Origin of the sequence: Halomonas denitrificans (assembly GCA_019800895.1) — a bacterium.
In the GTDB taxonomy this organism is placed as follows: Bacteria; Pseudomonadota; Gammaproteobacteria; order Xanthomonadales; family Wenzhouxiangellaceae.
In genome coordinates this window covers 889,733-908,661 of sequence record JAHVKF010000002.1, presented here as the reverse complement: position 1 = coordinate 908,661, position 18,929 = coordinate 889,733, and the positions used below count along the sequence as shown (strand labels likewise).

18 protein-coding genes are annotated in these 18,929 nt (G+C 69.5%); 12 read left to right on the top strand and 6 right to left on the bottom strand.

Going from position 1 to position 18,929, the window contains the following annotated elements:
• Nucleotides 1-23 precede the first annotated feature (23 nt).
• The 3 genes from KUV67_08065 to xth all read right to left on the bottom strand — a co-directional run bounded on the left by KUV67_08065 (nt 24) and on the right by xth (nt 2,956).
• On the bottom strand, nt 24-524 hold the full coding sequence (locus KUV67_08065; protein MBY6204832.1) for a GNAT family N-acetyltransferase: 501 nt from the start codon (nt 522-524) through the stop codon (nt 24-26).
• Nucleotides 521-1,861, bottom strand: coding sequence for an MFS transporter (locus tag KUV67_08060; protein ID MBY6204831.1), 1,341 nt, complete (start codon nt 1,859-1,861; stop codon nt 521-523). Before KUV67_08060 ends, KUV67_08065 begins: the two co-directional genes overlap by 4 nt.
• 318 nt (nt 1,862-2,179) lie before the next feature.
• A complete protein-coding gene (gene xth, locus KUV67_08055) occupies nt 2,180-2,956 on the bottom strand; it encodes an exodeoxyribonuclease III (protein ID MBY6204830.1) in 777 nt (258 codons plus the stop codon).
• 81 nt (nt 2,957-3,037) lie between these two features.
• On the opposite strand from xth, the gene pyrE reads away from it, so the two are divergent.
• From pyrE to KUV67_08025, 6 genes are all read left to right on the top strand, one after another.
• Complete coding sequence (gene pyrE / locus KUV67_08050) at nt 3,038-3,703, top strand: orotate phosphoribosyltransferase (GenBank protein MBY6204829.1); 666 nt, start codon at nt 3,038-3,040, stop codon at nt 3,701-3,703.
• Nucleotides 3,704-3,777: 74 nt separating this feature from the next.
• Nucleotides 3,778-4,503: a DUF4124 domain-containing protein gene (locus KUV67_08045; GenBank protein MBY6204828.1), complete on the top strand. Its 726-nt coding sequence runs from the start codon at nt 3,778-3,780 to the stop codon at nt 4,501-4,503.
• Between the two features lie 116 nt (nt 4,504-4,619).
• Entirely contained in the window at nt 4,620-5,372 is a 753-nt protein-coding gene (locus KUV67_08040) for a zinc-ribbon and DUF3426 domain-containing protein (GenBank protein ID MBY6204827.1), read from the top strand.
• A gap of 163 nt (nt 5,373-5,535) precedes the next feature.
• Entirely contained in the window at nt 5,536-5,787 is a 252-nt protein-coding gene (locus tag KUV67_08035) for a hypothetical protein (GenBank protein ID MBY6204826.1), read from the top strand.
• Nucleotides 5,788-5,797: 10 nt separating this feature from the next.
• Complete coding sequence (purH, locus tag KUV67_08030; GenBank protein MBY6204825.1) at nt 5,798-7,414, top strand: bifunctional phosphoribosylaminoimidazolecarboxamide formyltransferase/IMP cyclohydrolase; 1,617 nt, start codon at nt 5,798-5,800, stop codon at nt 7,412-7,414.
• Between the two features lie 34 nt (nt 7,415-7,448).
• Nucleotides 7,449-10,298 (top strand): TonB-dependent receptor, encoded by a 2,850-nt coding sequence (locus KUV67_08025; protein ID MBY6204824.1) that lies wholly within the window; start codon nt 7,449-7,451, stop codon nt 10,296-10,298.
• A gap of 12 nt (nt 10,299-10,310) precedes the next feature.
• Here KUV67_08025 and hemW read toward each other — a convergent pair whose 3' ends face one another.
• The 3 genes from hemW to rph are packed head-to-tail and all read right to left on the bottom strand — an operon-like array spanning nt 10,311 to nt 12,872.
• Complete coding sequence (gene hemW, locus KUV67_08020; GenBank protein MBY6204823.1) at nt 10,311-11,480, bottom strand: radical SAM family heme chaperone HemW; 1,170 nt, start codon at nt 11,478-11,480, stop codon at nt 10,311-10,313.
• Nucleotides 11,481-11,505: 25 nt separating this feature from the next.
• Nucleotides 11,506-12,105 (bottom strand): RdgB/HAM1 family non-canonical purine NTP pyrophosphatase, encoded by a 600-nt coding sequence (gene rdgB / locus KUV67_08015; protein ID MBY6204822.1) that lies wholly within the window; start codon nt 12,103-12,105, stop codon nt 11,506-11,508.
• Nucleotides 12,105-12,872 (bottom strand): ribonuclease PH, encoded by a 768-nt coding sequence (gene rph, locus KUV67_08010; protein MBY6204821.1) that lies wholly within the window; start codon nt 12,870-12,872, stop codon nt 12,105-12,107. The genes rdgB and rph overlap by 1 nt, the downstream gene beginning before the upstream one ends.
• Before the next feature lie 210 nt (nt 12,873-13,082).
• On the opposite strand from rph, the gene KUV67_08005 reads away from it, so the two are divergent.
• The 6 genes from KUV67_08005 to KUV67_07980 all read left to right on the top strand — a co-directional run bounded on the left by KUV67_08005 (nt 13,083) and on the right by KUV67_07980 (nt 18,880).
• On the top strand, nt 13,083-13,940 hold the full coding sequence (locus tag KUV67_08005; protein MBY6204820.1) for a YicC family protein: 858 nt from the start codon (nt 13,083-13,085) through the stop codon (nt 13,938-13,940).
• On the top strand, nt 13,930-14,580 hold the full coding sequence (gmk, locus tag KUV67_08000; protein MBY6204819.1) for a guanylate kinase: 651 nt from the start codon (nt 13,930-13,932) through the stop codon (nt 14,578-14,580). Before KUV67_08005 ends, gmk begins: the two co-directional genes overlap by 11 nt.
• Before the next feature lie 96 nt (nt 14,581-14,676).
• The gene (rpoZ, locus tag KUV67_07995) at nt 14,677-14,946 is read left to right on the top strand and encodes a DNA-directed RNA polymerase subunit omega (protein MBY6204818.1); all 270 of its coding nucleotides are present in this window, start codon (nt 14,677-14,679) and stop codon (nt 14,944-14,946) included.
• A 534-nt stretch (nt 14,947-15,480) separates the two neighbouring features.
• Nucleotides 15,481-17,601: a bifunctional (p)ppGpp synthetase/guanosine-3',5'-bis(diphosphate) 3'-pyrophosphohydrolase gene (locus tag KUV67_07990; GenBank protein ID MBY6204817.1), complete on the top strand. Its 2,121-nt coding sequence runs from the start codon at nt 15,481-15,483 to the stop codon at nt 17,599-17,601.
• Nucleotides 17,579-18,241: a 2OG-Fe(II) oxygenase gene (locus KUV67_07985; GenBank protein ID MBY6204816.1), complete on the top strand. Its 663-nt coding sequence runs from the start codon at nt 17,579-17,581 to the stop codon at nt 18,239-18,241. Before KUV67_07990 ends, KUV67_07985 begins: the two co-directional genes overlap by 23 nt.
• 72 nt (nt 18,242-18,313) lie before the next feature.
• Nucleotides 18,314-18,880 (top strand): lysophospholipid acyltransferase family protein, encoded by a 567-nt coding sequence (locus tag KUV67_07980; GenBank protein ID MBY6204815.1) that lies wholly within the window; start codon nt 18,314-18,316, stop codon nt 18,878-18,880.
• The last annotated feature ends 49 nt before the right edge of the window (nt 18,881-18,929 follow it).

Sequence of the window (18,929 nt, the reverse complement as noted above, 5' to 3'; positions counted from 1 at the left end):
CAGTGAGCGCCGGTGCCCGTCGGTCAGAGCAATCGTTGCATCAGGGTGACGTCCTGCCATGCGCCGAACTTCCGGCCGACGTCGCGCAGCACGCCGACGTGCGCGAAGCCCAGCACTTCGTGCAGGGCGATCGAAGCTGCGTTCCGCTTGCCGCCGATGACCGCGATCATCTGACGGAAACCGCGTGTTGCGCATTCCTCGATCAATCGCTCCATGAGCAATCGCGCAACGCCGCGCCGACGGAACGCGCTCGATACGTAGACCGAGCTTTCGACGGTCCGGCGATAGGCCGGACGATCGCGGAACGGTCCGGCGTAGCAGTAGCCGGCCAGCTGATCATCCAGCACCGCCACGAGATACGGGTAGCCGGCGTCGACGAGGCGTCGATGCCGCGTCCGCATTTCTTCGACCGAGGGCGGTTCCAGTTCGAAGGAAGAGGCCGAGTTCGACACGGCCTCGGCATAGATCGTCCGGATCGCCTCGAAGTCCGCGCCGCTCGCCGGACGGACGAGCACCTCGCTCATGCATCCCCTGCCGGGTCGAGCGCCTTGCGCCGCATCAACCACAGGATCAGCAGGATCGCCGGAATGCCCAGCGCCGAGGCGTAGATGAAGAAGGTCACGTAGCCGGCGTTGTCGACGATCAGGCCCGACGGGCCGCCGATGATCTTGCCCGGCAGGGTCATGAAGGAACTGAACAGCGCGTACTGGGTCGCGGTGTAGCGGCGCGAGACCAGGCTGGACAGGAAGGCGATCAGCACGGTGGCGGAGAAGCCGGTGGCGAAGTTGTCGGCGCCGATCGTGACGAACAGCGCCGGAAGGCTGTAGCCGACGGTCGCCAGCCACGCGAACACCAGGTTCGTGCCGGCAACCAGCAGCGCGCCGACCAGCATCATCGGCAGGATGCCGTAGCGGGCCACGGCCACGCCGCCGACCACGCCCCCCAGGAGCGTCATGACGATGCCGAAGACCTTGGTCACGCTGGCGATCTCGGACAAGGAAAAGCCGAGATCGATGTACAGCGGGTTGGCCATCGCGGCCATCGACAGGTCGCTGACCTTGTAAAGGCCGATCAGGGCCAACAGGGGAAGCGCCAGCCAGCCGTAGCGGCGCAGGAAGTCCTTGAACGGCGCGACGATGGAACCGACGATCCACGCCCCCGCCTCCTGGCGCCAGCCTCGGCTCGACGTGCGGGCCCGGTAGTCCTGGACCAGCGGATCGGACTCGATGTCGAGGCGGTCGGCGGACGACGGCTCGCGCGACAGCAGCACCGCCAGCATGCCCACGCCCATGCAGGCCGCCATGGTCAGGTAGGCCACGGTCCAGTTCCAGTAGTCGGCGATGTACAGCGCACCGGCGCCGGCGGCCAGGATCGCCAGCCGATAACCGATGACGTAGGTACCGGCCAGGGCGGCCTGGTACTCGTCGGCGTCGGACTCGATCCGGAACGCGTCGATCGTGATGTCCTGGGTGGCCGAGCAGAACGCGACGAACAGCGCCAGCAGGGCGATCGAGGTCAGGCTGTCGGTCGGATCGGTCAGCGCCATCGCGGCCAGCCCCGTGGCGATGCCGAGCTGGGCCAGCAGCATCCACGAGCGCCGCTGGCCGAGCAGCCGCGTCAGGCCCGGCAGGGCCACCCGGTCGACCACCGGCGCCCACAGCACCTTGATCGAGTACGTGGTGCCGATCCAGGCGAAGAAGCCGATCGCCGAGCGCGAGATCTCGTAGTCGCGCAGCCACGCGGTCAGCGTGGTGAACACCAGCAGGAACGGCAGGCCGGCCGAGAAGCCGAAGAACAGCATCCGGATCGCCGACGGCCGCGAATAGACCCGCAGCGCCTCGGACCAGCTCCGCCTCGTCATTGCGTCAGCCGACATCGATCCAGCCGATTGGAAGGCAGCGGTTCGAACGAAAAACCAGTCGTCCACAGATGAACACGGATGCACACAGATAAAGCACGGATGCTGTTCTTGTCGTTGCCTCCGGCAGCGGGCTATCTGTGGAGCGCCTGATGAGACTCCGTCTCATCGAACGGGTCCAACAAGGAAGCCATCAACTCGACCCCGCGTGCAACTCGGCTTCCGCATCTTGCTTGTGCTTGCTTTTCTATCCGTGTTCATCCGTGTTCATCCGTGGACAGATTGCCTTTCCGAGCCGTGGAAAACGGCACAGACCGAGCCTCAGAGATCCGCGTCGTAATCGAGGATCAGCGGGGCGTGGTCGGAGAAGCGCACGTCCTTGTAGATGCGCGCCCTGCCGGCGCTGTCGGCCGGGCCCTGGCTGGTCACGTGGTAGTCAATCCGCCACCCGACGTTGTTGTCCCAGGCGCGTCCCCGGTTGGACCACCAGGTGTACTGCTCCGGCCGCGGGTCGACGCGGCGGAAGGCGTCGTGCATGCCGACCGGGCCGAACACCTCGTCCATCCAGGCGCGCTCCTCGGGCAGGAACCCGGAGTTCTTCTGGTTGGCCTTCCAGTTCTTCAGGTCGATCTCCTTGTGCGCGATGTTCCAGTCGCCGCAGATAATCCAGTCGCGGCCGGACTTCGCCCACTCCTCGAGCTTCGGCTTGAGGTGGTCCATGCACTCGTACTTGAACTGCTGGCGCTCGTCCTTCGACGTCCCCGAGGGCAGGTACAGGGACACCACACTGGTGTTGCCGAAATCCGCCTGCAGCCAGCGACCCTCGCGATCGAAGGCCTCCCAGCCGATCCCGGCCTGGACGCGGTCGGGCTCCTTGCGGGCATAGATTGCCACGCCTGAATAGCCCTTCTTTTCCGCGTCGTGATACACGCAGCTGTTCATGTAGGCGGGGCGAAACTCGGCGTCGTCGAGCTGCCATTCCTGGGCCTTGGTCTCCTGGATGCAGACCACGTCGGCCTTCTGGCGACGCAGCCAGTCGAAGAAGCCCTTGCGATGGGCGGCGCGGATGCCGTTGGCGTTGAGACTGATGATGCGCATCGAGCGGGTCGGGGCGGAAAACAGCGCCCATGGTAGCCGCTGGATGGTGCGCTCTGGGGCAGCGGCGGTACACTGCCGCCCATGAACGAATGGACCCAGGACTTCATCGCGCTGGCCCGGGAGGTCGAGGCGCTGCGCTTCGGGCGCTTCGAGCTGAAATCCGGCCGGATCAGCCCGTACTTCTTCAATGCCGGCCGCTTCTGCACCGGCGGCAGCCTGGCCCGGCTGGCCGACTGCTACGCCGACGCCATCGCCGATCACTGCGCGTCCAGCGGCGTCGAGTTCGACGTGCTGTTCGGGCCGGCCTACAAGGGCATCCCCCTGTCGGCGGCCGTCGCGCTGCGGCTGCTCGACCGTCACGGCATCGACCTGCCCGTGGCCTACAACCGCAAGGAAGCCAAGAATCACGGCGAGGGCGGCACGCTGGTCGGGGCGCCCGTGGACGGCCGCGTGCTGGTCATCGACGACGTCCTGTCGGCGGGCACCGCCTTCGCCGAGGCCCGCCGCACGATCGAGGCCGCCGGCGGCCGGGTCGTCGCCTTCGCCGTCGGGCTCGACCGCCAGGAACGCGGAACCGACGACGCATCGGCGGGGTCTGAGTTGAAAGCAGCGGGGATCGATGTGATCGCCATCGCAACTCTGGCCGACCTGGTTGACGCACTTCGCCAGTCGTCGACCGGCCATGCGCCGGAGTCCGCGGACCTCTCTGCTATGCTCGATTACCAAAGGGACTACGGAGCGGCCTGAGGGCCGGCGGAATCATGAAGGGTCTGACCACAGGGGCCGAACGGGGGAGCCACACCCGCGCCCGAGTGCTCGTCATGGCGCGCGCGGAGCGCCGTGACGCTTCGAATCGCGCACGATCGAATGAAGGAGTCGCGTTCCTCCTGGTCGCGGGCCTGGTCGCGGGCCTGGCCTGCGCGCCGTGGCCGGCATTCGCCCAGGACGTCTACAAGTGGGTGGACGAGAACGGCGAAACCCATTACAGCCAGACCCTGCCGCCCGAGCGGGTGCAGCAGGAGCACGCCCGGATCGCCTCCGACGGCCGCGTCGCAGAGACCGTCGATCGTGCCCCGACCGCCGAGGAGCGGGCCGAGCTGGCACGCCGGATCCGCGCCGAGCGCGACGCCGCGCAGCGGGCCCGCCTCGAGGCGCAGCAGGACCGCCTGTTCCTGGCCGCCTACCCCACGGAAGAGGCCGTCCGCGATTCGATCGAGGCCCAGCGGCAGGTGCTGGATGCCGAACTCGGGTCGGTCGACGCATTGATGCAGCAGGCTCGAACGCGCCTCAACCAGCGGCTGACCAACGCGGCCGCCCTGGAACGCGACGGCCGTCCCGTGCCCGACCACCTCGCCGAGGAAATCCGTTCGGCGCGCGACAACTGGGCCGAACTCGATCAACGGCGCGCCAACCTCCAGCGCCGGCTCGACGGACTCGAGCCGCTGCTCGCCGAAGAACTGGCGCGGTTCCGCCGCCTGACCGGCACCGAGCCGACCGCCGCACCCGATCCGGCCGGCGACGACGCGACCAGCGAAGACGCCGGCTGACCCGCGGGGAACGGACGATCCGCCCTTCGCACTGCACCAGCGGTCTCTTGCGCCGGCTCGCTCCGAGCGAGCCGACAACGTCGATCCGGCCATGTACCGAGAAGGTTTCCTGAGAAATGTATACCCGCTGCGAGCACTGCCAGGCCGTTCTGCCGATCCGGCCCGAGGACCTGGCCCAGGCCGGTGGCGTGGTCCGCTGCGGCGCCTGCGGCCGGACCATCAACGCGCTCTCGGCGATGTTCCGCGAGATTCCCGGAGAGGGCAGCATCCCGATCCCGGCCGACGGCATGCCGCCGATGCTGAACCCGCACGTCGAGCAGGACGGGCTGCTCGACGACGAGCGTGCGAACGAATCGCAGCACGACGAGACGGACTTCGACCCGGGCCCCTCCCCGGCCGGCGATCCCGATTTTGCGCCCGACCCCGCCCCGCGCTGGGCCCGGATCCTCTGGCCGTCGCTGGCCGCGGTCGCGGTGCTGTCGATCGGCCTCCAGCTGTTCGGCCCCGAAGGCTGGCGCGTGCCGCCGGAAGCGCTGGGTCTCGGCGAACCGCCGACGGCCGAACCCGGTGCAGCCATCGAACTGGTCTCGCGTGACCTTCACCGCCACCCCACGCTGAGCGACGCGGTGATCGTCAGCGCGGTGCTGATCAACCGCTCGAACCGACCGGTGGCCTGGCCGCGGATCGATCTGCGCCTGTACGACGCCAGTCAGCAGGTGATCGGCCAGAAGCTTCTCGAACCCGACCAGTACCTCGACCCGACCGCCGATCCGGACGGCACCTTGGCACCGAACGTGCGCCTTCCCGTGGTCCTCGAAATGGTCGTCGAGGGCTCGACCCCGGCCGGCTTCAGCATGGCGTTCCACTGAGCGAGCGCCGGGCCTGCCTCGCCGGCGTCGCGGTGAAATGACACGGATTGCGGCCCGATCGCGTATTACCCGGTAGATTCCCACCAGCCCGGAAGAATTGCTGTGGTACGCTTTGCGGCCCTTTTTTTCGCAAGGCCGCGCGGCCCGATTCCTGGAACACCGAATGTCCGCCACCAAGACCGAAACGAAGTCGCCTTGCCTACGCGAGGTGGTCGCCCGCTCCGTCAAGCAGTACCTCGACGACATGGGTCAGACCCCGCCCAACGACCTCCACGACAGGATCATTCGCGAAGTCGAGCGACCGCTGGTCGAGACGGTGCTGGAGCACACGGGCGGCAACCAGTCGAAGGCCGCGGACATTCTCGGCGTCACCCGCTCCACGCTGCGCACGCGCATCAAGCGCTACGGCCTGTGAGCCGCCGCTCATGAGCACCTCCGCGCGGCCGATCCGGCGGGCGCTGCTCAGCGTTTCGGACAAGACAGGCCTGGTCGAACTGGCCGAAGCGCTGGCCGAAGCCGGCGTCGAGCTGCTGTCCACCGGCGGCTCGGCGCGCACGCTCCGCGACGCCGGCCTGGAGGTCGTCGACGTCTCCGGCTACACCGGGTTTCCCGAGATCATGGGCGGGCGGGTCAAGACCCTGCATCCGAAGGTCCACGGCGGCATCCTGGCCCGCGACGGCGTCGACGACGCGGTCGCGGCCGAGCACGCCATCCCGCCGATCGACCTGGTCGCGGTCAACCTCTATCCGTTCGCTGAAACGGTCGCGAAGCCCGACTGCGGCTGGACCGACGCGATCGAGAACATCGACATCGGCGGCCCCACGCTGCTGCGCGCCGCGGCCAAGAACCACGACCGGGTCACGGTGCTGTGCGATCCGGCCGACTACCGCGCCGTGATCGAGGCCCTGCCCGACGCACCGTCGGAGGCCCTCCGCAAGCGCCTGGCGACGCGGGCGTTCGCCCACACGGCGAAGTACGACGGCCAGATCAGCGAGTGGCTGGCGGCCCGGACCGACGGCGCGGACGACGAAGCGGACGATAAAGCAGACAATGAAGCGCCCGCCGACGACGCGCTGCCGCCGCGCCTGAGCCTGAACCTGGATCGCGCCGCCGCCCTGCGCTACGGCGAGAATCCGCACCAGGCCGCCGGCCTGTACCGCGAGCGCGAAACCGAGCCGCGCGGCCTGGCCGGAGCGACGCCGCTGCAGGGCAAGCCGCTGTCCTACAACAACCTGCTCGACGCCGACGCGGCCTGGTCCGCCGTCGGCCTGCTCGGGCGGTTCGAGGAAGGCCCGCCGGCCTGCGTCATCATCAAGCACACCAATCCCTGCGGCGCGGCCCGCGGCGAAACGCTGGAAGCCGCCTACCGCAAGGCCCTGGCCTGCGACCCGACCTCGGCCTTCGGCGGCATTCTCGCCTTCAACCACACGCTGGACCGGGCCACGGCCGAGGCGGTCGCCGGCCAGTTCGCCGAAGTCGTCCTCGCCCCCGGCTTCGACCCCGCCGCCCTCGACGTGCTCTCGGCGAAGAAGAATCTCCGCCTGCTTTCGCCCAGCGTCGCGCGGAACGACCGCGGGCGCTACGAGCTGCGCCGCATCGACGGCGGCTGGCTGGCCCAGACCCTGGACCGGGTGACCTGGGACCGGGACGCCATGGACGTGGTCACGAAGCGCGCGCCGGACGACGACGAGTGGCGTGACCTCGAGTTCGCCTGGGCGACCGTCGCCGTCGTTCGCTCCAACGCCATCGTGCTGGCCCGCGACGAGGCCACGATCGGCATCGGCGCCGGCCAGATGAGCCGCGTCGACTCGTCGAGGATCGCCACCCGCAAGGCGGCCGAACAGGGCCTGACGATCGACGGCGCGGTGCTCGCCTCCGACGCGTTCTTCCCCTTCGCCGACGGCGTCGAGACCGCGGCCGAGGCCGGCGTCCGGGCGATCGTCCAGCCCGGCGGTTCGAAGCGCGACGCCGAAGTCATCGAGGCCGCCGATCGCCACGGCATCGCGATGGTGTTCACGGGCCGACGCCACTTCAAGCACTGATCCGCGCAGCCGCTTCGCCATGAACCCCGATTCGATGCCGACCAGGCTGTGCGCTGCACTGGCCGTGCTGCTCGTGCCGGGCGCGCTGCTGCTGGCCCAGGACGAGATCGCGGACCCGGCGGATGCCGTCGAACCGTCGTCTGCACCGTCGTCCGCAACGTCGATCGACGCTACGACCGAACCGTCCACCGAACCGTCCACTGAAAGCTCCGGCGAGCGCAAGCTCGACCGACTCACGGTCACCGGCTCGCGCGTGCGCAGCCAGATTCGCGCCGGCGCCCAGCCGCTGACCCGGCTCGGCCGCGACGCCATCACCGCCAGCGGCGCGGTCCGCCTCGGCGACCTGCTGCAGCAGCTGCCGATGTTCACGGGCTCGCCGCTGAACACGGCGACCAGCCAGCGCGGCAGCGGCGGCGACCTGTCGCGCGGCATCGAGACGCTGGAGCTTCGAGGCCTCGGACCGGAACGCACGCTGGTGCTGGTCAACGGCCGGCGCTTCGTGCCGGGCGGCAACGGCGCCTCGGGCCTGGTTGACCTGGGCATGATCCCGACCGCGTGGATCGAGGCCGTGGAGATCTACCGTGCCGGCGCGTCGGTCGAGTACGGCGCCGACGCCGTCGCCGGCGTCGTCAACGTCCTGACCCGCGAGCGCTTCGACGGACTGGAACTGAACGCGCAGGGCCGGGTCACCGAGCGCGGCGACGGCGAGACGTTCCAGGCCAGCGTGCTGATCGGTCGCCAGGGCGTCGGTCGCAACCAGAGCGGCGGCTGGACCGCCGGACTCGAGGTGGTGGACCAACCGGCGGTGTCGAAAGGCGACCGCGGTTTCTCGTCGACCCGCCTGACGCTTGACGGCCCGGACAACCGGCGGGTGTTCGACGGCTCCTCGGCGCCCCCGGCGGGCCAGTTCCGCACATCCTTCGGGCGCTTCACGCTGATCGACGGACGGGACGGCGACGCGATCGACGATTTCCGCCCCTTCACCGACGCCGACCGCTTCAACTTCAATCCCTTCGAGGACCTGGTCCAGGCCTCGACCCGGACCACCCTGTTCGGCAGCGGCCGCTGGACCTTCGAAGGCGGCATGCAGGGCTGGGTCGAGGCCCTGGCGCATCGGCGCGAATCCAGCGCGCAACTCGCGCCCCTGCCCTTCTTCACCACGCGCGAATCCGACGTCACGGTCGCCGCGGACAACGTCTACAACCCCTTCGGCGAGACACTCGTCGACGTCCGCCGCCGACTGGTCGAAGCCGGTCCGCGCCGCTTCGAGCAGGACAACGACGCGCGGCGGATCGCCGCCGGCCTCGAGGGCTGGATCGACCTGCCGGTCGGTCCGTGGCGCTGGGACGCGCACCTGGCCTGGGGCCGCAACGAGACCGACCAGCGCCAGACCGGCGACCTGCTCGACGATCGCCTCCGTCCGGCGCTGGGCCCGTCGTTCATCGATCCCGACGGCACACCGACCTGCGGCACGATCGACGACCCGGTTCCCGACTGCGTGCCGTTGAACCTGTTCGGCGGTCCGGGTTCGATCACCCCGGCGATGCTGGCCTGGGCCGGCGCCGACCTGCGCGATACAGGCTTCAACGAGCAGCGCGTGGCCGAACTGAACCTGGCCGGCGACCTCGCGTTCCTGCCGGCCGGGCCCCTGGCCGCCGCGGCGGGCTTCCAGTACCGCGAGGAACGCGGGGCCGAGAGCCCCGACCCGCGCACGCAGGCCGGCAACACCACGGGGGCGGCGCGCGGCGCCACGCGCGGTGAGTTCGACGCGATCGAGGCCTACCTCGAGTTCGGCGTGCCGGTCACCCCGGACCTCGAGCTGGACCTCGGCATTCGCGGCGTGCACTTCTCGAACTTCGGCACCGACGCGGTATTCGAGGTCGGCGCCGCGTGGCGGGCCACGGACCGGCTGACCGTCTCGGCGCAGTATTCCGAAGCGTTCCGCGCACCCAACATCGGCGAGCTGTTCGGCGCGCTCAGCCAGTCCAACCCGATCGTGATCGACCCCTGCGCCCGCTTCGACGAGCGCACGCCCCAGGAAATCGAGCGCTGCATCGCCCAGGGCGTGCCGGCCGACGGCAGCTTCGACCAGACCGGCGAGGAGACGCCGCAGTTGTCCGGCGGCAACCCCGGCCTCGCGCCCGAGCAGGCCACGATCCGGACCGTCGGTGCGGCGTGGCGCGTGCCCGGCCTCGACGACGCCAACCTGCGCCTGGACCTCTACGACATCACGATCGACGACGGCATCGGCGCGCTCGGCGCCGAGACCGTCCTGGGCCAGTGCCTGGCGACCGGTGCGGCGGTGTTCTGCGACGCCATCGAGCGCGCGCCCGGCGGCGCACTGACCTCGATCGGCGCACGGCTGCAGAACCTGGCCCGCGAAGAGACCCGCGGCATCGATTTCGAAGCCGACTGGACCGTCGACGCGCTCGACGGCCGCCTCGGCCAGCGCGTGCTGCTGTCCTACGTCCACGAACGCCGCCTGGTCGCGTTCCCCGGCGCCGACCCGCTGTTCGGCGCCGGCGGCTACGACCCGGATCGCTTCGGCGCGATTCCCGAGTGGCGCGGCCGCTACCACCTGGACTGGCGCCGCGGTGACCTGCAGCTCGGCTATCGCGCCCAGTGGATCGACGCCATCGAGGAACGCGGCGGCGAAGTCTTCCCGGGCACGGTCAACCGCGCCGGCAGCGTGCTGTACCACGATCTGTTCGCCGAATACGACTTCGGAAGCTGGCAGCTCGGTGCGGGCATCGACAACCTGACCGATGTCCGCCCGCCGTTCCTGGCCAACGCCGACGAGGCCAACACGGACGTCGCCACCTACCGCCTGCTCGGCACCAGCTATTGGCTGCGGCTCGCCGCGCGCTTCGGCGCCGGCGGCTGAGCGGGGCCGGCTCTAGGTCCTGACAGAAGGTTCGGGCAGGAACATCGCCTGCAGGTCGTTGAGGTACTGCGCCCCGCGCGCCGTGCGAACCAGCGCGTCGCCCTCCCGGACCAGCAGGCCGGCACCGATCGCCCGGTCGAGACCGGGCTTCAGCGCGGCCTCGTCCAGTCCGGTGCGGGCGCGGAACTCGTCCAGCGGAATCGGCTCGGCCAGGCGCACGCGGTTGAGCATGAACTCGAAGACCAGGTCTTCGGCCGCCACCGGCGCACTCTCGGCGATGAATGCCCCGGTTGCCGCCGAACGCAGCCACGATTCGGGCATCTTCCTGCGCCGCGTGCGCAGCACCGCGTCCTCGGCCGGCAGCGTGATCTTGCCCGAGGCCCCGGCACCGATGCCCAGGTAGTCGCCGAAGCGCCAGTAGTTGAGGTTGTGACGGCCCTGTCGGCCCTGTTTCGCCCAGGCCGAGATCTCGTAGTTGGCGTAGCCCGCGCCGTCCAGCCGCTCGGCCGCGGCGTCCTGCATCGCCCAGACCGTGTCCTCGTCCGGCAGCGGCGGCGGGTGCTTGGCAAACACCGTGTTCGGCTCCAGCGTCAGCTGGTAGTGCGACAGGTGCGGGGGGCGGAACGCCAGCGCGGCGTCGAGGTCGGCGAGCATGCCGTCGACGTCCTGGCCGGGCAGCGCCCACATCAGGTCGAGATTGAAATTGTCGAAGCCCGCCGAGGCCACCGCGTCGATCGCACGCCGCGCCTCCGCACCGCCGTGGATCCGCCCCAGCACGTCGAGCTTCGCGTCATCGAAACTCTGCACCCCGAGGCTGATCCGGTTGACGCCGGCCGCGCGATAGGCCTCGAAGCGGTCGTGCTCGACCGTGCCGGGATTGGCTTCCAGGGTGATCTCCGCGTCCGGCGCCAGCCGGACCCGGGCCGACACGCCGTCGAGGATGGCGCCGATCGATGCGGCGGAGAACAGGCTCGGCGTGCCGCCGCCGAAGAAGATCGAATGGACGGCCCGGCCCCAGACGCGCGGCAGGTCGACTTCGAGATCGGCCAGCAGTGCGGCCACGGTCTCGTCTTCCGGCAGCGTGTCCGGGCGCACGTGCGAGTTGAAGTCGCAGTAGGGGCACTTGCGCACGCACCACGGCAGGTGGATGTAAAGCGCGAGCGGCGGAAAGGACAGCGGCATGGCCGGCGTTCGGGACCGACGTTGTTCAGCGCTCGTCGATCAGCCGGATCAGCTGGTCGAGCGCGCGGCCACGGTGGCTGACGCGGTTCTTCTCGCCGGCCGGCAGTTCGGCCGCGGTCGCGCCCATGCGCCGGTCATGGAAGACCGGGTCGTAGCCGAAGCCGCCGGTGCCGCGGCGTGCCTCGAGAATGCGACCGTGCCAGCGGCCCGTGGCGATCAGCGGCGCCGGGTCCTCGGCGTGCTGCAGCAGCACGAGGCAGCAGAAGAAGTACGCGCCGCGGCGCTCCTCGGGCAGGTCGCGCAATTCGTCCAGGAGCTTGTCGATGTTGTCGTCGTCGCTGGCGTTTTCGCCAGCGAAGCGCGACGAGTAGATGCCCGGGCGCCCGTCCAGCGCCTCGACCACCAGGCCCGAGTCGTCGCCCAGGGCCGGGCCGCCGGCGGCTTCGGCGGCCGCACGCGCCTTGATCAGCGCATTCTCCACGAAGGTCAGGCCGGTCTCCGGCGGCGTCTCGACGCCGAAGTCCGACTGCGGACGGACCTCGAAATTCAGCGGCCCGAGCATCTGGTCGAACTCGGCCAGCTTGCCGGCGTTGCCGCTGGCGATGACGAGCGGACGCCGGGCCATCAGGCCGATTCCTCTCCGCTCTTGTCGCCGCTCGTCTCGCTCTCGAGCGCGGCGGTCTGCGCGGCCATCAGGTCACGGATCCCGGCCTCGGCGAGGTCGAGCATGCGGTCGAATTCCGCGCGCTGGAACGCGTGGCCCTCGGCCGTGCCCTGCACTTCGATGAACCCGCCGCCGTCGTTCATGACCACGTTCAGGTCGGTCTCGGCGGTCGAGTCCTCGGCGTAGTCGAGGTCGAGCACCGGGTCCGTGCCGACGATGCCGACGGAGACCGCGGCGATCTGGCCGTGGATCGGGTCGCGCTTGAGCTTGCGGCTCTTCATCAGCTTGCCGACCGCGTCGACCAGCGCGACGTAGGCGCCGGTGATCGAGGCCGTCCGGGTGCCGCCGTCGGCCTGGAGCACGTCGCAGTCCAGCGTGATCGTGCGTTCGCCGATCGCCTTCAGGTCGACCACCGCGCGCAGGCTGCGGCCGATCAGGCGCTGGATCTCCAGCGTCCGGCCACCCTGCTTGCCGCGGGTCGCCTCGCGCATGTTCCGCGAACCGGTGGCCCGGGGCAGCATGCCGTACTCGGCCGTGACCCAGCCCGAGCCCTTGCCGCGAAGCCACGGCGGCACGCGGTCCTCGACGCTGGCGGTGCACAGCACGCGCGTCTCGCCGCAGCTGATCAGCACCGAGCCTTCGGCGTGCATGGTGAAATCGCGCTGGATGTCGATCGGGCGTAGCTGGTCGGGGCGGCGTCCGGATGGCCGGGACTGGGGTCGGGACAAGGCAGGCTCCTGGTGCTTGGAACGGGTGGATTCGGGGCCGGGCCCCGGCCCTGCAACGGGCCGGAGATCCGGGTGCAGAAGCGTACCACGCAGCCGCGGTCCGGCCGGGGCGACGTCCCCGCGGCAGGCGCCGCCGGGCGGGCCGGCGACGGTCGATCGGGTACCATGTAGCGCTTTCCTCGCAACCGGGATCCCGCCTTGATCCGAAGCATGACCGCCTACGCCAGCCGCAGCGCGGCCGGCGCCTCCGGGCAGTTGACCTGGGAGGTCCGAAGCGTCAACCAGCGCTACCTCGAAGCCTCGCTCCGGCTGCCGGAGGAGTTTCGCGCGCTCGAGCCCGACATCCGGGCCCGGCTGAAGGATCGCTTCAGCCGCGGCAAGTTCGACGTGACGCTGCGCTACCAGCCCGACCCCTCGTCGGCGTCGGCCTCGCTTTCGTTGAACGAACCGCTGGCCGAGTCGCTGCTCGCCCGCCACCGCGATCTCGCCGAGCTGGCCGGCGACTCCGCGCCGCCGGACCTCGTGCGGCTGCTGGCCTGGCCCGGCCTGGTCGCCGAGCAGCGGCCCGATTTCGAAGCCGAGCAGGCCAACGCGATGGCCCTGCTCGACGACACCCTCGGCGCGCTGCTGGCGGCCCGCGAGCGCGAAGGCGCCGCGATCGTCGAGATGCTCGAGCCGCGGCTGGACGGCATCCTGGAGCAGGCCGGAATCGTCCGCGAGCACCTGCCTGCGGTCCGCACGGCCCTGGAGACGCGGTTCCGCGAGCGCCTTGAAGGCCTCGGCGCGGACATCGAGCCCGGCCGGATGGAGCAGGAGATCGCCCTGCAGCTCGGCAAGCTCGACGTCGACGAGGAGCTGGACCGGCTCGAAGCCCACGTCGCCGAGGTCCGGCGCGTGCTGACCCTGGACGAGCCGGTCGGCCGCCGGCTGGACTTCCTGATGCAGGAACTCAACCGCGAAGCCAACACGCTGGGCTCGAAGTCGGTGGCGACCGAGACGACCGGGGTGTCCGTCGAACTCAAGGTGCTGATCGAACAGATGCGCGAGCAGGTCCAGAATGTCGAGTGAGCCGAAGCGGGCCGAAGCGGGACGGATCGGCGAGCTGTACGTCATAGCCGCGCCCAGCGGCGCGGGCAAGACCAGCCTGATCAACAGCCTGCTGGAGGAGTTTCCCGGGCTGGCGTTCTCCGTCTCCGACACCACCCGCGCGCCCCGCGGCGGCGAAGTCGACGGCGAGGCCTACCACTTCATCGACGCCGACACCTTCCGCCGGCGCATCGGCGAGGGCCGCTACCTCGAGCACGCCCAGGTGTTCGGCAACTACTACGGCACGGACCGCGAGCACGTCGAAGCGCTGTGGGCCGACGGCAAGGACGTGCTGCTGGAGATCGACGTCCAGGGCGCGGCGCAGATCCGCCAGTCGCACCCCGAGGCCTGCGAGATCTTCATCCTGCCGCCTTCGCTGGAGGTGCTGAAGTCGCGCCTGACCGGCCGCGGCACGGACCGCCCCGAGGCCATCGAGCGCCGCCTCGGCGAGGCCCGCAACGAGATGTCGGCGTGCATGGAGTTCGACTTCATCGTGGTCAACGACGACTTCGAGCGGGCCCGCGCCGACCTGGTCGGCATCCTGCGCGCCTGGCCGCTGCGCCGGCGCCGCCAGCAGCAGGTCCAGCAGGCCCGGCTGGACGACCTGTTGCGCGAAGACTAGCCGGGAGCGATCGCTGCTGCCGGGTATCTTTCCGGCCCGATTTTGCGTACACTATCGGGCTCGCTTTTTGCAACGTGAACTTCGCAGGAGTCCTTCATGGCCCGCGTGACCGTAGAAGACTGTATCGACATCGAACCGAACCGGTTCAACCTGATCGTGATGGCCGCCCAGCGCGCCCGCCAGATCGCCAACGGCGCCGACCCGCTGGTCGACGAGGAAACCGACAAGCCGACCGTGATCGCCCTGCGCGAAATCGCCGACGGCGTGATCGACCACGAGAACATCCGCACCTACCAGGCGGAACTGGACGCGCGGCTGGCCGCCATGCAGGCCGAACTCCCGCCGCCCCCGCCGGACGAGGACTGAGCTTCCGCTCTCCTCAGGACGCCCGGACATGCACCGATCAGCGGCCCCCGCTGACCGTGCCCGCGCACCCCGGGTGCACCCCTTCCTCCCTGCTCGAAGCCGCGCCTGTTCAACCAGGTTCTCCGTAGAACGCGCTGCAGCGCGAAGCGAGCGCGTGTCTGGCAGCGACCGTCAGCGCGCAGTAGCGCGGTGCGGCGGCCTCGGAAGTTACGGAGTATCAGGAACCCCCGATCACCGAAGCGACGCCGGTTGCACAGAACGGAGCCAGGAGCGCCCCTGCGCGCGTAGCGAGCGGCTCGTGGTCGGTGATCGCGCTAATGAACCTCTCATCGCGGTCGAACGCGCTGCAGCGCGTAGCGAGCGCGTGGCTGACAGCGACCGCCAGCGCGCAGAAACCGGAATGGACACGCGAGTCCATGAGGATTTCGAGCACTGCCGGGCGGTGCCAGGCGCGCGCGCAGTAGCGAGGCGGCGCGTTCGAGAGCACCGCCGGACGCCGGCAGCCGGACGCGCAGTAGCGCTTCGGAGAGGCCAATGACCTATCCATCGGCGGTGAAGGAGCTGAAGCGGCTCCTGAATACGTACCTCGAACCCACCCAGGTCGCCTCCGTCCTGCACGCGTTCGAGGTCGGCGAGGAAGCCCACCGCGGCCAGACCCGCAAGTCCGGCGAGGACTACATCATGCACCCGGTCGCGGTGGCCAGCATCCTGGCCGGCATGCGGATGGACGACCAGACGATCACCGCGGCGATCCTGCACGACACGGTCGAGGACACGGACGTCACGCTGGCCGATCTGGAGCGCGAGTTCGGCGAACAGGTCGCCAAGCTGGTCGATGGCGTCACCAAGCTGGACAAGATGAAGTTCCGCACCCGCCAGGAGGCCGACGCGGAAAGCTTCCGCAAGCTGCTGCTGGCCATGAGCCGCGACCTGCGGGTGATCTTCATCAAGCTGGCCGACCGCCTGCACAACATGCGCACGATCGAGGCCATGTCGCCGCCCTCGCGGCGTCGGATTTCGTCGGAAACCCTGGAGATCTACGCGCCGATCGCCGACCGCCTGGGTATGAACGCGCTGAAGAACGAGCTGGAGGACCTGGGCTTCCAGCACCTGCACCCGAACCGCTACCGGATCATCTCGCGCCGCCTCCGGTCGATGACCAAGCACCGCAAGGAAATCCTCGACGCGGTCACCGACACGCTGAAGAAGCGCCTGAACGAGGCCGGCGTGGCGGCGCGGGTCGAGGGGCGCGAGAAGAGCATGTACAGCATCTACTCGAAGATGCGCGACAAGTCGGTGCCCTTCGAGCAGGTCAACGACCTGTACGCGTTCCGCATCGTCACCCAGGCCGAGTCGCACTGCTACCAGGCCCTCGGCGTGGTCCACGCGGTGTACAAGCCGCGGCCCGGCAGCTTCAAGGACTACATCGCCCTGCCCAAGGCCAACGGCTACCAGTCGCTGCACACGGTGCTGACCTCGCCGTACAACGTGCCGCTGGAAATCCAGATCCGCACCGAGGAGATGGACATGGTCGCCGAGAAGGGTGCGGCGGCGCACTGGCTGTACAAGGCCACGCCGCCGGACGGCTCGACGGCCGTGCGCGCCCGCGAGTGGCTGCTGAAGCTCGTCGAGACCCAGTCGCGGGCCAAGGAGTCGCTGGAGTTCATCGACACGGCCAAGTCCGAGCTGTTCCCGGACGAGATCTACGTGTTCACTCCGCGCGGCAAGATCATCGACCTGAAAGCCCGGGCCACCGCGCTGGACTTCGCCTACGCGATCCACACGGACGTGGGCAACCGGGCCCGGCGGGCGCGCATCGACAACAAGCCGTCACCGCTGTCGACGGTGCTCGAGAACGGCCAGACCGTGCACATCGAGACCGACGAGACGGTCGAACCACGGCCGGAGTGGCTGGAGCACGTGGTGACGCCCAAGGCCCGCACCGCGATCCGCTCGCACCTGAAGAACCTGGAACAGGCCGATTCCGTGGCCATCGGCCACCGCCTGCTGGACCAGGCGCTGGCGCGGCGCAACAGCTCGCTGGACAACATCTCCAGCCGCAAGCTCGACCGCTACGTCCGCAAGGCCGGGCTGGAGCGCCTGGAGGACCTGCTGATGCGCATCGCGCGCGGGGAGCTGCTGGCCGCCACCGTGGCCCAGAAGCTGCTGCCGATCACCCAGAAGCGCAGCGGCGAGGTGGCCACCGGCGACGTGTTCACCGTCGGCGGCTCCGAGCGCAACGCGATCAGCTACGGCAACTGCTGCCACCCCATTCCGGGCGACCGGATCACCGGCTACCTGTCGCCGGGCCGGGGCATCGTCGTCCATCGCCACAACTGCCCGAACGTGCCCGCGCTGGAGCGCCAGCACCCGGAACGAAGCCTCGACGTGGCATGGGAGCCGCTGCCGCGCGGCAGCTTCAGCGCGCTGCTGAAGGTCGTCACCGTAAACGGCCCCGGCGTGCTGGCCTCGGTCTCGGCCTCGATCGGCCAGGCCGACGCCAACATCGAGCGCGTCGAGCAGCGCGAGAGCACCAGCGACACCGCCGAACTGCACTTCCTGATCGGCCTGCGGGACCGCAACCAGCTGGCCCGCGTGCTGACGCGCCTGCGGCGCAACCCCAAGGTCTTCCGTGTCCAGCGCGAAATGGGCTGAGGCGTCCGCGGCACGTCTGCCGCTGGACGACATCACCGCCGCGCTGACCGCCCACGGCTGGTGGGCCGGGGAAGGCATTCTCACCGAAGAACTCACCGAGCACCTGGCCGCCGAGCTCGACCGCCTCGAAGACGAGGACCGCCTGAAGCGCGCCGGCATCGGCCGCGAGACCGATTTCCAGCTCGACCGCGACATCCGCCGCGACCGCATCCGCTGGCTGAACCGTGAGTCCGAAATCCAGGCAGGCTTCCTCGACTTCGCCCAGGCAATCAAGCTCGAGCTCAATCGCCGCCTGTTCCTCGGCCTGTTCGAGTTCGAGGCCCACTTCGCGCTGTACGCACCGGGCGCCTTCTACCGCACCCACCTCGACAGCTTCCGCGGCGCCGCCAACCGCGTCGTCTCCCTGGTCGCCTTCCTGAATCCCGACTGGCAGCCGGACCACGCCGGCGAACTGGTGCTGTACGAAGACGACGAAACCACCGAGCGCGCCCGCATCGCCCCGCGCGCCGGCACCCTGGCCCTGTTCCTGTCCGAAGAGGTCCCCCACGAAGTCCGCCCGACGAATGCCCCACGCCGCAGCATCGCCGGCTGGTTCCGCGTCAACGCCTCGATCGGCGGCCAGATCGACCCGCCGCGGTGAGTCGCAATCCACGTGGTTCGCGCGACCGCGCCCGGACTAAGATGGCGGATTGACGGACATTCCCATCCAAGAATGAAAGCCCTCGCCCGATTCCTGCTCCGCATCTTCGGCTGGACACTGACGCAACACGAGCCCCCGCCGCGCCGCTACGTGCTGATCTTCGCGCCGCACACCAGCAACTGGGATTTCGTCATCGGCCTGCTGGCCGCCTGGGGGCTGGGCCTGAAGGTGCACTGGATCGGCAAGAACACCCTGTTCGAGTCGCCGCTGGGCCCGCTCTTCCGCTTCTGGGGCGGCATCCCGGTCGACCGCAGCAAGCGCGGCAACATGATCGAGCAGATGGCCGAGCGCTTCGATCACGCGGACGACCTCGTCCTCGCCATCGCCCCCGAAGGCACCCGAGGCCTCACCGACCACTGGAAGTCCGGCTTCTGGCACATCGCCCGCGCCGCGAACGTGCCCGTCGTCATGGCCTATATCGACTACAGCCGGAAGCAGATCGGCATCGGCGAGTCCTTTGTGCCCGGAGAAGACATCGAGACCGACTTCGAGCAGATCCAAGACTTCTACTCGGACAAGCGGGGTCGACGTGCACGGAACGAAAGCACTATCCGTCCGCGACCACGCGAGCGAAAGTAGAGCACCTCGGCAAGCTCGAGCAACGCCATTGTGCATTCGAGCTCGAAAC

Excerpts from the sequence above, each read along its gene's own strand:
- KUV67_08025 (MBY6204824.1), top strand. The coding sequence starts at position 7,449 with ATGCCGACCAGGCTGTGCGCTGCACTGGCCGTGCTGCTCGTGCCGGGC.
- KUV67_08040 (MBY6204827.1), top strand. The coding sequence starts at position 4,620 with ATGTATACCCGCTGCGAGCACTGCCAGGCCGTTCTGCCGATCCGGCCC.
- purH (MBY6204825.1), top strand. The coding sequence starts at position 5,798 with ATGAGCACCTCCGCGCGGCCGATCCGGCGGGCGCTGCTCAGCGTTTCG.
- KUV67_08045 (MBY6204828.1), top strand. The coding sequence starts at position 3,778 with ATGGCGCGCGCGGAGCGCCGTGACGCTTCGAATCGCGCACGATCGAAT.
- KUV67_08035 (MBY6204826.1), top strand. The coding sequence starts at position 5,536 with ATGTCCGCCACCAAGACCGAAACGAAGTCGCCTTGCCTACGCGAGGTG.
- xth (MBY6204830.1), bottom strand. The coding sequence starts at position 2,956 with ATGCGCATCATCAGTCTCAACGCCAACGGCATCCGCGCCGCCCATCGC.
- rdgB (MBY6204822.1), bottom strand. The coding sequence starts at position 12,105 with ATGGCCCGGCGTCCGCTCGTCATCGCCAGCGGCAACGCCGGCAAGCTG.
- KUV67_08005 (MBY6204820.1), top strand. The coding sequence starts at position 13,083 with ATGACCGCCTACGCCAGCCGCAGCGCGGCCGGCGCCTCCGGGCAGTTG.
- KUV67_08065 (MBY6204832.1), bottom strand. The coding sequence starts at position 524 with ATGAGCGAGGTGCTCGTCCGTCCGGCGAGCGGCGCGGACTTCGAGGCG.
- KUV67_07980 (MBY6204815.1), top strand. The coding sequence starts at position 18,314 with ATGAAAGCCCTCGCCCGATTCCTGCTCCGCATCTTCGGCTGGACACTG.
- hemW (MBY6204823.1), bottom strand. The coding sequence starts at position 11,480 with ATGCCGCTGTCCTTTCCGCCGCTCGCGCTTTACATCCACCTGCCGTGG.
- KUV67_07990 (MBY6204817.1), top strand. The coding sequence starts at position 15,481 with ATGACCTATCCATCGGCGGTGAAGGAGCTGAAGCGGCTCCTGAATACG.
- KUV67_08060 (MBY6204831.1), bottom strand. The coding sequence starts at position 1,861 with ATGACGAGGCGGAGCTGGTCCGAGGCGCTGCGGGTCTATTCGCGGCCG.
- rpoZ (MBY6204818.1), top strand. The coding sequence starts at position 14,677 with ATGGCCCGCGTGACCGTAGAAGACTGTATCGACATCGAACCGAACCGG.
- gmk (MBY6204819.1), top strand. The coding sequence starts at position 13,930 with ATGTCGAGTGAGCCGAAGCGGGCCGAAGCGGGACGGATCGGCGAGCTG.
- pyrE (MBY6204829.1), top strand. The coding sequence starts at position 3,038 with ATGAACGAATGGACCCAGGACTTCATCGCGCTGGCCCGGGAGGTCGAG.